Source organism: Thermococcus sp. (assembly GCF_027011145.1).
In the GTDB taxonomy this organism is placed as follows: domain Archaea; phylum Methanobacteriota_B; class Thermococci; order Thermococcales; family Thermococcaceae; genus Thermococcus.
This window is the reverse complement of record NZ_JALVAO010000041.1, coordinates 1-2111: the sequence shown is the minus strand read 5'-3', so window position 1 is coordinate 2111 and position 2111 is coordinate 1. Positions and strand designations below refer to the sequence as shown.

Sequence of the window (2111 nt, the reverse complement as noted above, 5' to 3'; positions counted from 1 at the left end):
GATTAAACGCGGACTCCACCGCATAAAGCTTTCCCTATCCAATGCCGAGCCAGATATGTGGACGTTGCCTTCATCAACGGCTTTAACCCTCCTCCATTCAGCCGAGTCAAGCATCTCGTCCCTTATATCTTCGAGCCTCTCCCGGTTTGTCAGAACGCTCGTCAAAAGGAATATATGGTCAGCATCGCTGAAACGCCTGATGAAGTCCTCCTTTTTGAGGGGATAGACCTTCCTTTCTGTTCTCAGTCTCTTCCCGAGGCTCTCGGCGTGGGCCTTCTCGACCGCGTCGCTTATTATGTTTGTGCCAGTTACGACGTTTATCCCGCGGTAGAGCATAACCACCTTCGGTTTTTCCTCCAGTGACTCCGAGACATCGGCTATTCTGGACAGATGCTTATTGTAGAACCCGCCAAGCTTTGAGAAGTCCCCGCCGGTTTTTTCGGCTATCAGCCTGCTCCCTTCAACGAGGTCCTCAACTCTTAAAAAGTCGAGTAGGAGAACTTCCGCGCCAATCCGTTCGGCAAAGGAATACAGCTCGCCCGCGGAGTGAAGGTTCTCAACCCTGAAGTCGAGGATTAGTTTCGGCCTTATTCCCTCCAGAACGTCCCAGTATGTCTTCTTCGTCCTCTTGAGGTATTTACCAATAACTGGCCTGTCCTTCAGCTCCGGCAGGCAGTAATCGAGTTTGACTTCCTCGTTTATCCCCGCTATTTCGCCCCCTTTTCCAACCAGCTTGACAATTTCCGCGAGGCTTGCCGGAAAGACCGCTATCATTTTTCCACCTCAAAATGGAAATCAGGAGAGGAAGGGATAGAACGTCTGGACGAACTCCTTCGCTTTGCCCTCCCAGTTGGGGTAGTAGTTGGGATAGACTGCCTTTCCGATGACCCAGATTCCAACGGCCATCCTCGGGCTCCAGCGGAGGAAGGAATCCTTCCCCATGTCGGCCCTCAGTATTACGACGTTGCCCTCGCGGACGGCCTTTATCTGCCTCCACGCATCGTCGCTCAGCATTTCCTTTTTAAGCTCCTCAACCTTCTCGTATGGTGTTACTGAGCTGGTTAAAAGGATTATCACGTCCGCGTTTTTGTAGCTGGCGATTATCTTCTCCTTGTCCATCGGGACTCTAACCGGGGTGTAGCCGTTGAAGGTGAGGTTTACCATGTAGTCCCCGCCGACAAGCCTTACCGCCTGAGCTAAAACGTCGTTGCCGTTGACAAGGTAATACTTCCCCATTATCGGTTGTACCATTACGACTTTCTTCCTGTCCTCGGCCGGTATCTTTGAGGCTATCGCCTTAACCTCATTCACCTGCTCGTTGAAGTAGTCCTCGAAGGCTTTGGCTTCTTTTTCCTTCCCGAAGAGCTTTCCAAGTAAAGAAACGGCCTTTGGAATGTCCTCAAGCTTATCCTCGCGAAGCATTATTACAGGAATCCCGTAGCTCGCTGACCTGTTGAGGAACTCGTCAACGTCGTAGAACTTCTTGAGGTAGAGGTTCACGATGAGGTCTGGCTTTAACGCCAAAACCTTCTCCCAGTCGTCTATCTTAAGCCTCGCACCTATGACCGTCTTGTTTTTAAGGGCCTGAGTGAGAAAAGCGTCTCCCTTAGCCTCTACCGGAATTCCAACGACTTGGTTGCTTGCGTTGAGGAGCTGGACCATCTCGAGGGCAGAGGTTGACAGGATTACCGCCCGCTGAACCGGAACCTTCACGGTTACGCTTCTTCCCGCGAAGTCCTTCACCGTTATCTCCTTTTGAGCGGGTGTTGGAGTCGTTGAGTTGCCAGTGCTTCCGATACAGCCCGCACTAATGACTGAAAGGAGGAGAATGCCAACGAGTATAAGCGCCTTCCATCTCATTCCCACCACCTCAAACCGGCTTCTGTTCTCCAAAGGTGCCAATCGGGAGGTTCAACCCGAATTTCTCGGCAAGGCTGAGGTAGGAACCCGGCTCGTATGGACAGGCCGGGTCTTCAACCAGGGGATCAAGGTGGTATGAATAAGCCCTCGCCCTGCTCCCACCGCAGACTTCCCTGAACTCACAGGCACCACAGCGTCCTTTGAAGTCGGCCGAGCGGAGCTTTCTCATGAGTTCGCTTTCCCTGTAAATC

General features: G+C 52.2%; 2 protein-coding genes and 1 pseudogene. All 3 read right to left on the bottom strand.

What is annotated here, in order from left to right:
* Nucleotides 1-774 (bottom strand): hypothetical protein (locus MVG27_RS04840; RefSeq protein ID WP_297556280.1); only part of this gene is annotated, 774 nt, incomplete at its 3' end.
* A 21-nt stretch (nt 775-795) separates the two neighbouring features.
* Nucleotides 796-1860, bottom strand: a complete 1065-nt coding sequence (locus tag MVG27_RS04835; RefSeq protein WP_297556278.1) for an ABC transporter substrate-binding protein — start codon at nt 1858-1860, stop codon at nt 796-798.
* A gap of 10 nt (nt 1861-1870) precedes the next feature.
* Nucleotides 1871-2111 (bottom strand): annotated as a pseudogene (locus MVG27_RS04830) (radical SAM/SPASM domain-containing protein); the annotation flags it as partial.